This window comes from Alteromonas sp. 5NS40-0096 (genome assembly GCF_057544385.1).
This window is the reverse complement of sequence record NZ_BAAJLQ010000006.1, coordinates 185,929-200,255: the sequence shown is the minus strand read 5'-3', so window position 1 is coordinate 200,255 and position 14,327 is coordinate 185,929. Positions and strand designations below refer to the sequence as shown.

General features: G+C 46.8%; 13 protein-coding genes and 1 tRNA gene. 10 read left to right on the top strand and 4 right to left on the bottom strand.

Annotation, left to right across the window (positions count from 1 at the left end; all coding sequences use genetic code 11):
• Window positions 1-69: 69 nt before the first annotated feature.
• The 3 genes from AC27G9_RS17715 to AC27G9_RS17705 all read left to right on the top strand — a co-directional run bounded on the left by AC27G9_RS17715 (window position 70) and on the right by AC27G9_RS17705 (window position 3,347).
• On the top strand, window positions 70-1,953 hold the full coding sequence (locus AC27G9_RS17715; RefSeq protein WP_487075812.1) for a TonB-dependent receptor domain-containing protein: 1,884 nt from the start codon (window positions 70-72) through the stop codon (window positions 1,951-1,953).
• A gap of 35 nt (window positions 1,954-1,988) precedes the next feature.
• Window positions 1,989-2,516: a PepSY domain-containing protein gene (locus AC27G9_RS17710; protein WP_487075811.1), complete on the top strand. Its 528-nt coding sequence runs from the start codon at window positions 1,989-1,991 to the stop codon at window positions 2,514-2,516.
• Window positions 2,517-2,600: 84 nt separating this feature from the next.
• Window positions 2,601-3,347 carry a DUF1223 domain-containing protein gene (locus AC27G9_RS17705; protein ID WP_487075810.1) on the top strand — a complete coding sequence of 249 codons (747 nt, stop codon included), beginning with the start codon at window positions 2,601-2,603 and terminating at the stop codon, window positions 3,345-3,347.
• 378 nt (window positions 3,348-3,725) lie between these two features.
• Here AC27G9_RS17705 and AC27G9_RS17700 read toward each other — a convergent pair.
• From AC27G9_RS17700 to mutY, 3 genes are all read right to left on the bottom strand, one after another.
• Window positions 3,726-3,801, bottom strand: a tRNA-Phe gene (locus AC27G9_RS17700).
• A 136-nt stretch (window positions 3,802-3,937) separates the two neighbouring features.
• A complete protein-coding gene (locus AC27G9_RS17695) occupies window positions 3,938-4,210 on the bottom strand; it encodes an oxidative damage protection protein (RefSeq protein ID WP_487075809.1) in 273 nt (90 codons plus the stop codon).
• Between the two features lie 41 nt (window positions 4,211-4,251).
• Window positions 4,252-5,292: an A/G-specific adenine glycosylase gene (mutY, locus tag AC27G9_RS17690; protein WP_487075808.1), complete on the bottom strand. Its 1,041-nt coding sequence runs from the start codon at window positions 5,290-5,292 to the stop codon at window positions 4,252-4,254.
• 77 nt (window positions 5,293-5,369) lie between these two features.
• On the opposite strand from mutY, the gene AC27G9_RS17685 reads away from it, so the two are divergent.
• The 6 genes from AC27G9_RS17685 to arcA all read left to right on the top strand — a co-directional run bounded on the left by AC27G9_RS17685 (window position 5,370) and on the right by arcA (window position 12,086).
• On the top strand, window positions 5,370-6,062 hold the full coding sequence (locus AC27G9_RS17685; protein WP_487075807.1) for an alpha/beta fold hydrolase: 693 nt from the start codon (window positions 5,370-5,372) through the stop codon (window positions 6,060-6,062).
• A gap of 119 nt (window positions 6,063-6,181) precedes the next feature.
• On the top strand, window positions 6,182-6,901 hold the full coding sequence (gene trmB / locus AC27G9_RS17680) for a tRNA (guanosine(46)-N7)-methyltransferase TrmB (protein ID WP_487075806.1): 720 nt from the start codon (window positions 6,182-6,184) through the stop codon (window positions 6,899-6,901).
• Window positions 6,898-7,986, top strand: coding sequence for a methyltransferase (locus tag AC27G9_RS17675; protein ID WP_487075805.1), 1,089 nt, complete (start codon window positions 6,898-6,900; stop codon window positions 7,984-7,986). Before trmB ends, AC27G9_RS17675 begins: the two co-directional genes overlap by 4 nt.
• Window positions 7,987-8,064: 78 nt before the next feature.
• On the top strand, window positions 8,065-9,492 hold the full coding sequence (gene glgA, locus AC27G9_RS17670) for a glycogen synthase GlgA (RefSeq protein ID WP_487075804.1): 1,428 nt from the start codon (window positions 8,065-8,067) through the stop codon (window positions 9,490-9,492).
• A gap of 105 nt (window positions 9,493-9,597) precedes the next feature.
• Entirely contained in the window at window positions 9,598-11,244 is a 1,647-nt protein-coding gene (locus AC27G9_RS17665; RefSeq protein ID WP_487075803.1) for a sensor histidine kinase, read from the top strand.
• Window positions 11,245-11,378: 134 nt separating this feature from the next.
• On the top strand, window positions 11,379-12,086 hold the full coding sequence (gene arcA / locus AC27G9_RS17660; RefSeq protein ID WP_487075802.1) for a two-component system response regulator ArcA: 708 nt from the start codon (window positions 11,379-11,381) through the stop codon (window positions 12,084-12,086).
• A gap of 64 nt (window positions 12,087-12,150) precedes the next feature.
• Here the strand turns inward: arcA and pmbA are convergent, their stop codons facing one another.
• Window positions 12,151-13,482 carry a metalloprotease PmbA gene (gene pmbA, locus AC27G9_RS17655; protein ID WP_487075801.1) on the bottom strand — a complete coding sequence of 444 codons (1,332 nt, stop codon included), beginning with the start codon at window positions 13,480-13,482 and terminating at the stop codon, window positions 12,151-12,153.
• A gap of 71 nt (window positions 13,483-13,553) precedes the next feature.
• On the opposite strand from pmbA, the gene yjgA reads away from it, so the two are divergent.
• On the top strand, window positions 13,554-14,087 hold the full coding sequence (gene yjgA, locus AC27G9_RS17650; RefSeq protein WP_487075800.1) for a ribosome biogenesis factor YjgA: 534 nt from the start codon (window positions 13,554-13,556) through the stop codon (window positions 14,085-14,087).
• The last annotated feature ends 240 nt before the right edge of the window (window positions 14,088-14,327 follow it).

The following is a 14,327-nucleotide window of genomic DNA, read 5'->3' as shown; positions in this document are numbered from 1 at the left end:
CGTCGTTCGAAACCCACCAATTAAAGTGAGAAACACAGTGACAACATCAGAAGCGGAATTTCTGCTTCCATGAGACACCTAATTTTAACCAGCGTGTTAGGTGCATTTTCCATCTCGTCTCACGCCAGCTTCGAAAATGCAGAAGTCATTGAAATATTGGCGCCAAAGTCGACACAAGTCACAGAGGCTCAGCATTCCACTGTTTATTTGGAGGACGAGTTTAGCCTTGATTTCGGCCGCACTATTGCAGATGCCATGCGCCGAGTTAACGGCGTCAACTTAAATGGCCAAGGAGGCCAATTCCAAAGTTATTCAATTCGAGGCTTTAGTCGAGGCCGTATCCGCACGGAGATAGACGGTATCCCTATTATTACCGACAGACGCGCTGGTAACTCTGTATCGTTCGTTTCTCCCGAGCTGATCAACCGACTCCAAGTCATCAAAGGCCCAATTTCATCTTTGTATGGCACCCAGGCCCTAGGTGGCGTGGTAAACCTAACTACAGAATGGCATTCAGGGACGTCGTTTAAGCTGGCATCCCAACTGGATGGCAGAAATCAAAATGTTAGCTTTAAGCATCAACGGGACAATTACGACTTTGCCATTGCTCATCAGCGCAGCGCCAATGAACGTGCGGCAAACGGTCGTACCTTGTTTACCGAGTACTCTCGGACATCTTCGATTATGCGCTACCGCTCTCGGCTCAAAGGTATCGCAACAACGTTCTCCTGGCTTCCAAGTTACGGCAGTGACATCGGCAAAAGCAGTGAACGGTTCCCTGCAAGAGAAATCAGCGATTATCCAGAGGAGATTCATTCTCTTGCACAACTCCATTTAGCAGCAGATAGCGGTTGGACAGCAAAAGTTTTTCACCACTATCAAAATTGGGACAACGCTACTGAACGCCCAGACCAGTTTAATGCGCTCAATCAATATCAGAGTCATACCATCGGTGCCAGCTGGCTTGATAATATGGCATTTTTGGGTGATCAAGGCGTCGTTGGGGTCGACTGGTTATCGCGCCGGGGCGTGAAAATTATCAGTGAGTATCAACTAATCGCGCCAACAGATAACACCGAGCTCCCGAATGCATTCAACAATAGCGTGCTGGGTAGCGAGGATACATTCGCGCTCTACGCAAAATCATCAAAGCAAGTGGCCGACATTGAGATTGACCTAGGCTTGCGCTACGACAGACTGGTGCAACGCAACGCCAATCAGCCTACAGTAAACGACGACTACTTAAGTGGGTCTGTGTCAGCGTATCTCGATGTGAGCCCCACTCTTGGCCTTGGTTACAGTGTGGCGAATGGATTTCGCTACCCTACATTATCAGAGCGCTATTTCGACGGCCGAACGCCCCGTGGGTTTGTAACTGGAAATGCCGCATTATTGCCAGAGGAAAGCCTCGGCCATCAAGTCACTTTGGACTGGCGGGTCTCGTCAGCGCTGAATTTCAATATTCAAGCCTATCACTATGACCTAGACAACTACATTCAGCGCTATGAGATTACTCAAGACCAACTTTCCTATAGAAACTTGGATACCGCGCGCATTCACGGCTTCGAGATATCGGCTCATTGGCGCGTAAGCAATCGGCAGCGTCATCAATTCGCCTATCAGCAACAACTCGGGAGAGACAATCAGGACCAACCGTTAGATGACCTGATTCCGAGACGAATTCACTGGACGTTCCACTACGATTTTGACAAGCTGTCGCTTTCAAATACTGTGAGTCATACTTTTCGCACAGATGAGGTAGGGCCGTCCGAATTGGAGCGGGGCTCAAACACGTTGTGGAATGCGTCAATGACGTATTTATTAAGTGACAATCACACTATCAGTTTTACCGTTAATAACATATTGAACCAAACCTATTACGCTAGTTTGGATGAAGACGCACCACTGCAACCCGAACGCAGTCTGCGCTTAGCAACAGAGTGGTCGTTTTAGTCGCGAGTGTTGTTCAATTTAGGTTGTAGTAAAAAATGAGCATTACGAGCACAAATAGAAAAATCCATAAATGGGGAAGCATCATTATTGCCTTGCCACTGCTAGTGGTACTGGCAACAGGCATCTTGCTGCTGTTGAAAAAGGAACTGAGCTTCATTCAACCGCCCACCGCAAAAGGCAGTGTTCAGCACTCACAAAGCGCCCCAGAGATTAGTTTCGATGACATTCTCGCTGCAGCCCAATCGGTACCAGATGCACAAATCACATCTTGGCAAGATATCGACCGTCTCGATGTGCGCCCATCAAAAGGCATCGTCAAGATTCGAAGTCATAACAGTATTGAGATTCAAATTGATAGCCACAGCGGCGATATCATCCAGATTGCGCAGCGAAATTCTGATCTCATAGAGAGCATTCACGATGGCACATTTTTCCAGAAAAATGCCAACTTGTGGCTAATGCTACCGGCTGCACTTACTGCACTGACGTTACTCATAACTGGCCTAGTACTGTTCTTCTCGCCTTATGTAAAACGCCATCAACGACGCCGAAAGTCACAGTAACGACGAGAAAAAATACGGTTTTGTGACCTTGTTGTGATAATCCTTTGCCACACTCATCAGGTAAAGCGTTATCGAGGAAGCATTATGTGGTACAGAATACTTGGCGTTGTGGTTTTTTCTTCACTGTTATCCGTGGCATCTGCACAGGAAAGCGTACAATTCGAATCGTCAGAACAGTCTTTGCAGATAGAACTTTTCACCTCTCAAGGGTGCAGTAGCTGCCCCCCAGCAGAGCGCTGGTTAAACAAATGGGAAAAACACTCCGGCTTGTGGAGTGAGTACTTTCCAATGGCGTTTCACGTGGACTATTGGGACCAACTAGGCTGGCCTGACCCGTTTGCCAGCGGCGAATTTTCTTGGCGCCAAAGAACATACAAACAACAAGGCTTGAGTAAGTCAGTTTATACACCGGGATTAATGATTAACGGTCATGAATGGCGCGGTTGGTTTCACGGAAAAACACTCCCTAAACCCCAACCACGACAGGGTAAACTTATCGCGACTATTGACCGAGACAATGCCAGTGTAAGTTACCGTAATACGGAAAGCCAAAACAAACGATTGGTGCTGAATAGCGCAATATTGGGCGTAGGCTTATCGACATACGTAAAACGTGGAGAAAACGCCCGTAAGCAGCTCAAGCAAGATTTCGTCGTGCTGGATTTCAACCAAACCATCAGCAACACTGGTACCTGGCAACTTCCCGTAGAGAAACCCGCCATCGAAGCACCGCGCTACGCCATAGTGTATTGGGTCAGCGAAATGGGCAGCCAAAAACCACTACAAATCACTGGCGGATGGATAGACGAGAAGTGGTTACAGTCTAATTAGCCGCAACTCACGGTGACCGGCACCGATACGCATCGCGTGTCGGCCTTTTCAGCTAGAACAGTAAATTCTAGAGCAGAAACAAAAAAGCCCTGCTTATGCGAGGCTTCTAAGTAATAGTGCCCAGAGGCAGGATCGCAACTCACGGTGACCGGCACCGATACGCATCGCGTGTCGGTCTTTTCAGCTAAAGCAGTAAATTCGAGAGCAGAAACAAAAAAGCCCCGCTTATGCGAGGCTTCTAAGTAATGGTGCCCAGAGGCGGGATCGTGACTCACGGTGACCGGCACCGATACGCATCGCGTGTCGGTCTTTTCAGCCAGAGCAGTAAATTCGACAGCAGAAACAAAAAAGCCCCGCTTATGCGAGGCTTCTAAGTAATGGTGCCCAGAGGCGGGATCGAACCACCGACACGCGGATTTTCAATCCGCTGCTCTACCAACTGAGCTATCTGGGCAAATCTGATTAGCGTTTTTGGAGTTAAACCCCGTTGCGCTGTGGGTGCGTATTAAACGGATTTCTCGTTACTAAGTCAACAACTTTTGTGAGAATTTTTTCCAAGTGGACAGGTTTTAATCAAACTGTCGAAATTTTCACTTATTTGGCGGAACATAGCCTTCAATTGTTGGCTCTTTTCCTTCAAACAGGTATGCCGACATCTGTTGTTCCAAAAATGCTCTGGCCGTGGGGTCCATCATATTGAGTTTGTGCTCATTGATCAGCATGGTTTGCTTTTTTTGCCAATCGGCAAACGCTTCTTTTGAGATATTGTCAAAGATACGCTTGCCCAACTCTCCTGGATAAAGTTGAAAATCCAAGCCATCTGCCTCTTTTTGTAGGCGCTGACAAAATACGGTTCTACTCACTGGTGATATCCTCTTTGTGTTTCCACAATCATGGGGCTAGTTTACAGCATCTGTACAATAGATTTGATGATTTTTTGCGTCGGTGTGGAAGTACCTACGTCAATGTTATTGATGTCGAACCATTGTTGATTGTCCTCCATCACATTGGTTGGTGGGCGCTCCAGCATGACTAAACGCGGGGAAATATCCAAATGAAAATGGCTAAATGTATGGCGAAATGCGGGTAACGCTCTGACGTCGGCCTCTGATAGCCCCTGACGAGCCAACCAGCCATTGCCGTCGGCTGTCGATTCAAATTCTAAAAACCCCCATAGTCCTCCCCAGATACCCTGCTGCGGTCGCTGTTTCAACATGATCCGTCCTTGAGAAAACAAAACCAACATCTCTACCGATCTTTCTGGTAATGCCTTTTTCGGTTTCTTCCCCGGGAAATCAGCCTGCGTACCTTGGGCATAAGCGAGGCAAGTTTGTTGAACTGGGCACTCATCGCACTTGGGTTTACCTCTGGTACATACCATGGCGCCTAAATCCATCATCACCTGAGTATAGTGATGACAGCGGGATGTTGGCGTGTATTTCTGGGCGGCATCCCATAGTTGCTGTTCGACTTTCTTTTGCCCGGGCCAACCCGCAATGGCCTCATGACGCGCTAACACTCGTTTAACGTTGCCGTCTAATATTGGATGAACTTGCCCAAGGGAGAGAGACAATACTGCCCCTGCGGTTGACCTCCCTATTCCAGGCAGCGCGATGACATCATTGATATCCGTAGGAAACTCACCGTTGTGTTGTTCCACGATAACTCGAGCTGCTTTGTGAAGGTTCCTCGCTCTCGCGTAGTAACCGAGCCCCGTCCACAAATGCAGCACGTCATCCTGTGGTGCCTCGGCCAACGCTGATACCGTTGGAAATTTTTCCATGAATCTTTCGTAGTAACCAATAACTGTGGTCACTTGGGTTTGCTGCAGCATTATTTCTGATACCCAAACACCATATGGCGTAACTTGCTGCTGCCAAGGCAAGTGTTTTCGGCCGTGCGCGTCGAACCACGCCAACGCGCGCTGGGAAAAGCTCTGAGACATATAATTGCTATTCTGTATTACTGTTGTTGCTATGATACCATCTCATACGTTCAAAATTATTATGAGTATCAATCCTCTTGGCCCATCCAACACTATTTTTTCCCGGTACCTTATGTGACGAACGAGTATGGTTACCTGTTTGGCAACAACTCAATTTGTCTCAACGGCGATACGTACCCTTGCAATGGGCGGGCTCATTTGAAGACATGATATCGCTGACTAACGACAGGGTACTGCCGGATGAAAAAGTTCACCTTGTCGGGTTTTCTATGGGTGGCTATGTGGCAACGCAGTGGGCATTAAACCACTCAAACAACGTCGCTTCGCTGACCTTAATAGGCTATGCACCACAAGGGTTAACACAGCGAGAAGAAAAGAAACGCAAAGTATTGTTGCAAACTTTGTCCAAAGCGAACTTCAAACCTCACAGCGACAGTTTTATCGCACCTTATGTTTTGGACAGTAATATCGTTGATGAACAAATAGGCAAGGTGGTAGCACAAATGGCCGAAGACTTGGGTGCAACCACATTAAAAGCCCATATTGCGAGTACGACACCGAGGAAGAACCTGCTCAACTCGCTGGCCAAGGTACGTTTTCCCATTCATTTTATTGGTTCGTCAAGCGACGCTATAGCGCCGTTGTCCAGTGTGAAAGAAGCACACAGCCAAATGAATAACGCTCGTCTGACGGTCATAGAAAACGCGGCGCACATGATGACCTTGGAAAACCCAAGTGCGGTGACAGCAGCGTTGTCTGCGTTAAAATAGTGGGAACTCGAGCAAATCCCGTTATTTTTGCTTAAAATAATCGAGTAAAGTTGCATTATGGCTTTGACTGGGCATAATGCCGCAGCTTTTTTAATCATTTTTAGTACTAGATAAGGTTTATGGGTCGATTTAATAGCCAGGCCGAAGCGGAAGCTGCAGGCGTCTACATCAGTAAAGTTAAGAGTTATGTGAAACGCGAAGGGCGCCTAACTAAAGGTCAGGCCAAATCGCTAGAAACATATTGGCCAACTATGGGTATTGAATATCAAGACCATGCCATCGATCTCAATGAGGTGTATGGCCGACAAGCGCCTACCGTGCTTGAAATTGGTTTTGGCATGGGCAAATCTCTGGTAGAAATGGCTGGCGCCGCACCGGAGCTTAACTTCTTGGGCATTGAAGTTCATAAACCAGGCGTAGGATCTTGTATCGGCGAAGCCGGCGAGCAATCTCTTACCAATATCAAGCTAATGGAATACGACGCCGTAGACGTCTTGAAAAACATGTTACAAGACAAAAGCCTTCATCGTGTTCAGCTGTACTTCCCAGACCCGTGGCACAAAAAGCGCCACCACAAGCGTCGAATTGTACAACCAGAATTCATCGAACTGGTTCGTCAAAAGCTAGAAATTGGTGGTACCTTCCACATGGCCACTGATTGGGAGCCTTACGCAGAATCCATGGCGGATAACATGAGTGAAGCCCCAGGCTTCACCAATACCGCGTCTGAAGGTCACTTTGTGCCGCGTCCTGATTATCGCCCGATTACAAAATTCGAAACTCGAGGCCAGAAATTAGGCCATGGCGTTTGGGATTTGATATACGAGCGCGTTGAATGAGCTTAAGCCCTCAAAGCCAGCTATTAGAGCGTAATATAGACATACTCAGCAGTGGAAAGTGCCTCGTCATTAACCCTGCTGACTCGCTATTCCTTCGCGCTCAAAAAGACACTGCGCTGACCATAATGCATCAGTACTATGATGTATTTAGTCAGTCGGTTCGAACTACGTCAGCACTCAAGCTGGATAGCCGCGATTTAATCAGTCGCGCGAATGGCTTTGAAGAGACGGTCACAATGGGTAAGCACACCCATGTGTTTGCTCCCTTTTTGCTGTCTGCACCGCAATATACCGACATCGTGATCTATATGCCCAAGTCTAAGCCGCACACGCAAATGCTGTTGGCGATGGCGGCGTGTATGCTTACCTTAGATGGTCGACTGTATTTGGTTGGTGAAAACAAAGGGGGCATCAAGAGCGCAGGGAAATTACTCGAGCAATACGGTCCGGTACAAAAACTCGATTCTGCACGACATTGTAGCTTGCTGTGTTGCCAAGTTACCGCTCAAGTTCCTTTGTTCGATCCAATAAAATGGCTCAAAAGTGCCAACTATGAGCTCAATGGTGCCGAATGGGAAGTGTCCTCTCTCCCGGGTGTGTTTAGCCATGGAGAATTGGACGCAGGTACAAAATTGCTGCTGGAAAAACTCCCTACCTCGTTTCGCGGTAGTGTGCTCGATTTTGCCTGTGGTGCAGGTGTCATCGGCAGTTATATTGTTAGCCAGTTTCCCCATGTTAATCTGACGCTGTCAGATGTGAGCGCGCTCGCCTTGTATTGCACAGCATTGTCTGTGAATGACAATGGCCATCACGCCACCTTAATCGCAGCGAATGGACTGAGCGGCATAGAAGAAAAATTCGATACCATTGTGACCAACCCTCCGTTTCACACTGGCGTAAAAACCGATTACAGCATTACCGAAGCATTTGTTCGTCGCAGCCCGTCTTTGATGAAATCTGGCGCGAGCATGTATATGGTTGCAAATCGCTTCTTGCCTTACCCTGGGTTGCTGTCTGAGTCTTTCAATGATTTCAACACGCTGGCACAAGACACGAAATTTTCGGTTTATTTAACTTCCCGTTAATAGCCAGCTTGCGTGCTTGTGTGGTAACGTAACTTTTCGTTCTTTAGGCAAGAATAATTCCAAGGGCAAGTATCCAAAATGAATATCGTTTTTGCTATTTCTGAAGTTGAAGACATCGTAAAGACTGGCGGGTTGGCCGACGTGGGTAAAGCGCTTCCTATTGCGCTGAAAGCACTTGGTCACAACGTGACTATGGTCATGCCTTACTACCGTGAGATTGCACAAAAGTACAAGCTCGCCGATGCCTGTGGCCCTCAAACCCTTTTTTCCGAGGGCAAAGTTTATCACTACAGCATCAAGCAGCTACACTGGCACGGCTTAGACATTCTTTTTATCGATTATCCCGAGTACTTCGACCGCGATGGTCTATACACCAATGGCTATGAGGCGTACCACGATAACGGTGAACGTTTTAGCTTTTTTAGCGGTTGTGTTCTGAGTGCATTACAAGCAGTGAGCTTGCAGCCCGATGTAATTCATTGCCACGATTGGCACACGGCTTTGCTGCCGTTTTTAATGGTGCATGAAAAATCTGGCTTTTTCGCTGACACGAAAACGGTCTTTACTATCCATAATGCGGCATTTCAGGGTGTCCACCAGCTGCAAGACATTCCTTTTTTACGTCATCACCCAGCAATATTGGGGCAAGTGCACGGCGGTTACATCAATATGCTGCAAAGCGGGATTGAGTACGCCACCAAAATTACCACGGTAAGCCCGAACTATGCACAAGAGTTACTAACCGATTTAGGTAGCCACGGGCTCCATGATCGCTTGGTAACTCGGGCCAATGACCTAAGCGGTATTCTTAACGGTTGTGATTACACTCAGTGGAATCCGAAAACCGACGATTACCTGCCAGCAAACTACAACAGCGACGATGTTCAAGGTAAACAAGCGTGTAAATCAGCGCTGCAGCTTAAATCGGGTTTGCCTCTGGCGCCCAATGTGCCTGTTATTGGCATGGTTTGTCGCTTAACCGAACAAAAGGGTTTTGGTTATATTCTGCCCATCCTTGATAACCTGATGTCACATAACCTACAGATTGTCATCGTCGGTACGGGCGATCCAAAAGTATGTATGGATTTGGGAGAGTACGCTGCTAACCACCCTGCGCAATTTGCGTTTATCAATGGCTTTAGCATTGAACATGCTCACCTTGTCGAAGCCGGTGCTGACTTTTTCCTCATGCCATCTCAGTTTGAGCCGTGTGGCCTGAATCAAATGTACAGCTTGGCCTATGGCACTATGCCAATTGTTCGCTCTGTGGGTGGTCTTAAAGATACCGTCATTGATTTAGAGGATAACCCAAACACTGCGACGGGTTTCGTGTTTGACGAGCCTTTACCTTCGGCCTTGTTAGCCTGTATTCGGCGCGCATTGCTGTTCTACTACGAAAACCCACCGGCATTCAGAGAAATGCAGATGCGTGGTATGAATACGCGGTTTACGTGGGAAAAATCTGCTCAGGAATACTTATCGTTATACGAGTCTATTACCGGATAAAACAAATGCGTTTAGTACCCCGCTAAACGCATTGCTTTTCTTTTTGTCTGGATTAGGCCAATATTAGACAATCAACTACAGAGAAGGCAGGCTAAAACAACTATTATGGCCAATCCGATGGTAAGACTTTCCATTCGCAGTTTGTTCCTCTGGGTAGTAATGGCCATAGCTACTATCACTCTCGTTTTCTCTTCCAGCCTTTCCATGTATTCCCAAATACAGACGTATCGGGAAGATCTGATGACAGATGTACAAACACTGGCGTCGCTAATGGGATCGAACACCGCGGAGTATATTCACTCGGATGACCCATATGGTGCCGAAAACAAGCTCAACAGCTTAACCTCTGCGCCCATGGTGACGAATGTTCATCTCTACCGCAAAGATGAACAAGGCAACATGCAGTATTTCGCTAGCTACAACCAAACTGGTAACCCGCCGGTTGAGAGTAAAACCGGTAGTTTCAGTAAACTGTTGCGGCCTAAAATTACCAATGACGTTGTAGAAATCGCTCGCCCGCTAACCTTCGACGACAGTGAAGTCGGTTATATCTACCTCAGGGCGTCAGCCGATAGCTTCAACAAATTGGTAGGTGAATCAATTTTGCTTAACTTGTCAGTGATGTTCGTGATGATGATCGTGAGCTTTCTACTGGCCCTGCGCCTGCAGCGTATTGTCACTAGCCCAATAGAGTACCTCGCTGGTTTCTTGCAACGCACATCGCGCCATCGCGATTACTCGGCAAGAGCTGAATTCTCAAGCATCCGCGAGCTGGGCATACTGTCTGAAGCGGTAAACGTGATGCTGAGCCGTATTCAAGAATACATGCAGAAACAACAAGCGGCAGAAGAACAGCATCGCAAATTAAATGCGAGCTTGGAAGATATGGTTAGTCAGCGCACACTGGCGTTGAAAGACGCTAACCAAGAACTAATTCAAACACTCGAGAAACTGCACCAATTCCAGCGCCAAATTGTCCAAAACGAAAAGATGGCATCACTGGGGGATATGGTTGCCGGTGTAGCACATGAAGTTAACACCCCTATCGGCCTTGGTGTGACTGCATCTACCATGATGTTAGACCGTTTAGCGGTAATTCAAAAAGACTTCGAGAACAAAACACTGAAAGCCAGTGCGATGAAAAAATTCATTGTTGAGAGCCAAGAAAACCTTAACATTATCTACCGCAACTTAAACCGCGCGGCTGAACTCATTTCTAGCTTCAAACAAGTAGCGGTGGACCAATCGTCTGAAACCAGCCGAACCTTTGTCTTTCCCCAATTGGTTAATGAAATTCTGTTGTCTTTGCGCCCACGGCTCAAAAAAGTGGAACATGACATCAATGTGGAATGCGACCCTAAATTGATGGTCGAAACCAAAGCCGGCCCCATCAACCAAATCTTGATCAACCTGATTATGAATTCAATCATTCATGGCTTTGAAGGGGTTGAGCACGGCAAGATTGATATTATTGCGGAACTTATGCCAGCGAATAAACTCAAAATTGTTTATCGCGATAACGGTAAGGGTATCCCAGAGGAAATTCGCAAACGGATTTTCGATCCGTTTGTAACGACAAAACGGGGGCAAGGTGGCTCTGGGTTGGGCATGCACTTGGTGTATAACCTAGTAACACAGGGCTTAAATGGCTCCATCTCACTCACGAGTGAGGAAGGCAATGGCGTGGAATTTGTGATTGTATTCCCCGTAATTGCCAATAAATCGCAGAAATCACTAAAATTAGTTCAATAAGTCCTTGAATTTTGCAGTCAAAGCCTTATACCGTAGACTAACGAAATATTCGATTAACGCTTGCAAACGCGATAGCGACTATTAAAATTTACATGATAGACCGATAAACAGATTGTAATTAGAGTGTGGAACACATGCAGACGCCAAATGTACTAATAGTAGAAGATGAAGTGGTAACAAGAACCACGCTAAAGAGCTTATTTGAAGCTGAAGGCTATAATGTCTTCGAAGCAGAAAACGGCGATCAGATGCATGATTTTTTCGAAAATCACACAATCAACCTTGTTATCATGGATATCAACCTTCCAGGTAAGAACGGTCTGATCCTCGCCAGAGAAGTCAGAGACCGCAAAAATGTCGGTCTGATTTTCTTAACCGGTCGCGACAATGACGTCGACCGCATCCTTGGCCTTGAAATCGGTGCTGATGATTACCTTACTAAACCGTTTAACCCACGCGAATTAACGATTCGTGCGCGCAACTTATTGTCTCGCACCACCAGCTCAACGGAAGACGATGACTTGCCGTCACGTGTTAGTTTCAATGGCTGGACGCTAGACGGTGATAGTCGTTCATTGATTGCGCCTAGTGGCAATGAGTTCAGATTGCCTCGCAGTGAATTCCGTGCGCTACATTTATTCTTGAGCAATCCGGGTAAAATTCTTACTCGTGAGCAACTCATTATGGAAATGACAGGCCGTGAATTGCGTCCTAACGACCGTACGGTTGACGTCACTATCCGTCGTATCCGTAAACACTTTGAATCAGAGCCGAATGATGAAGAGTTGATTGTCACCATTCACGGTGAAGGTTACCGCTTCTGTGGTTCGGTTGATAACTAATCACAAGTAGCAATAAAAAACGCGGCTTAAGCCGCGTTTTTTTATGTGAATTCAACCTGTTGACTTACTCACCAGCAATCTTCATGTTTTCGATAAGTATCGAACCTGTTTCTACGCTACCACGTTTGTCTTTCACAGCACCGATAGCCACAACATTGCGAAACATTTCTTGCAAGGTACTAGCAATAGTAATTTCGTGAACCGGATATTGAATCACACCGTTTTCTACCCAGAAACCAGCAGCACCGCGAGAATAATCACCTGTGACAGTGTTCACACCTTGCCCCATTAGTTCAGTCACCAGTAGACCCGTTCCCATGGCACGCAATAATTCTGCATCGTCTTGGCCAGTATCAGACACCTGCCAATTGTGAATACCGCCAGCATGACCATTGGTCACAGTACCAAGTTTTCTCGCTGAATAGCTGGTGTACAAATACGACGCAAGCTTGCCTTGATCTATAACGGTTAAGTCAGACGTTGCAACGCCCTCATTGTCAAAGCTCGAACTGGCAAGGCCACCCAAAATATGGGGACGCTCTTCGATATTGAGCCACTCCGGGAAAAGTTGTTCACCGAGGCTGTCGAGTAGGAAACTCGAACGGCGGTACAAGCTACCACCACTGATTGCACTCACAAGGTGTCCAAATAGACTAGAGGCGATATCACGGTGCAAGATGACAGGCATGGTACCTGTTTTGATTTTCTGTGCGCCTAACCTCGCGACTGTCGCTTCAGCGGCATCTCGGCCTACCTGCGTTGGGGATGTTAATCCCTCTAGCTTTCGACTTATGGTATACGCATAGTCTCGCTGCATATCATCGCCTTGTGCACCAATCATCATACAGCTCAGGCTGTAGCGGCTACTCGGATAACCCGCATTGATGCCATGGGTATTGCCGTAAACCCGCATCCCCATGTTCGCGTTGTATGACGCCCCATCGGAATTAACAATGCGATCATCTAGATCCATTGCTGCGGTCTCTGCTTCAATGGCCATTTTTAAGCCTTGTTCCGCATCCAATTCGATCGGGTGATACAAATCTAAATCAGGAAACGAAGTGGCCATTAAGTCTGCGTCAGCTAGGCCTGTGCATTCGTCTTCACTGGTGTAACGTGCAATGTCGACGGCTTTTTCTACTGCTAAGGTCAGTGCTGCCTGACTGAGGTCCGCGGTAGATGCACTGCCTTTGTGTTTACCTACATATACACTAATGCCCAGCCCACCATCATTGGTAAACTCAACGTTCTCTACATCTTTCATGCGCGATGAAATGGCAATGCCTTGCACTTTTGACATGCTTGCTTCCGCTTGCGTGGCACCTTTAGCTACTGCTAGCTTAAGAACATCGTCTACCTTGTTCTGAATTTCTGCTAATTGCTCATCGATTTGCATAGTGAGTTTCGCTATTTAAGTCAGTCTGTCATAATTACGCTTAATCCAAGTGTAACATTTATGAGTCCGAAATGAGTGACCCAAACGAATATATGGGTGAAGATCCCAATTTTGACGACGAAATTGAATTTGTCAGTAAAACCGAATTGAAAAAAATGTCTGAAGCTCTGCAAAAGCTAGGCGAAACCCTTGTAGGGCTAACCGACGCGCATCTAGCAACAATACCGTTGGATGAAGAGCTAGAAGATGCCATCGCCATTGCCAGAAGAATCAGCCGTAAAAAAGATGGCTTTCGCCGTCAATTGCAGTTCATCGGTAAACTGATGCGACAGCGAGACGTTGAGCCCATTCAAATTGCATTGGACAAAATCACGCACAAACATCAGCAGCAAAATGCAGCATTTCATGCCCTTGAGAAAGCGAGAGAAAGTGTGATCAATGAGGGAGACTCAGCTATTCAAGCACTACTTGAAAAGCACCCTGACCTCGATAGGCAAAAATTACGTCAATTTCATCGCCAAATCAAAAAGGAACGGGAAAAGAATGCCCCACCAAAAGCATTCCGAGAATTGTTTCAGTACTTAAAAGACACCATTCACGAATAATCGACAATACAATCAATGGGGGCGCATGTGGTGATGCGCCTAAATCTATGCGCTGTTGCAGCGAAGGGAGATGCTTACTTATTGCCGTTCGGAGGTAGACACAAGAGGCGATAAAATTAAGAAAACCGCGTAACCAATCCAAGACGTACAGATCACTAAAATTACCCAACCGGCTTTCTGCGCTCCGCGAGCTCGTTTAGAAAACAATGTAAGTAGAAGAGGGATAAGAAGAAAACTGCC